This is a genomic window from Psychrobacter sp. CAL346-MNA-CIBAN-0220, from assembly GCF_040309805.1.
Taxonomy (GTDB): Bacteria; Pseudomonadota; Gammaproteobacteria; order Pseudomonadales; family Moraxellaceae; genus Psychrobacter.
This window is the reverse complement of record NZ_JBEOPF010000075.1, coordinates 1-323: the sequence shown is the minus strand read 5'-3', so window position 1 is coordinate 323 and position 323 is coordinate 1. Positions and strand designations below refer to the sequence as shown.

Annotated in this window: 1 protein-coding gene; it reads right to left on the bottom strand. The window is 42.1% G+C overall.

Features of this window, described 5'->3' with window-relative positions:
• Positions 1–323: hypothetical protein (locus tag AAEY88_RS12745; protein ID WP_350562970.1), on the bottom strand; the 323-nt coding region annotated here is incomplete at both ends.

Here is a 323-nt window from a genome sequence, read left to right as displayed (position 1 = left end):
GCCCTCGATAGGTCGAATATCTACTATTTTGCTATCACCTGTGATTTTCTCCCACTCTTTTGCAAGAGCAGAATTTGAGGCATCAGCACCCCATTTTTGCCATAAGGCCTTTTCGTTTTTCTTCTCAAGAGGGGAAAGTTTAGACCAGGCTTCTTTATCATATTTTTGAGGTCGGGTATCAAAAGGGAAATCAATAGGGTTTTCAGGGTCGAGCATAACAACCATATGGCAATGAGGATGCCAGCCGGATTTACTTTTAGTTAATTCGTAACTAAATACACCGCCGTCAGATTTACCAAGCTGAGTTTTGCCTAGCCCTTTAC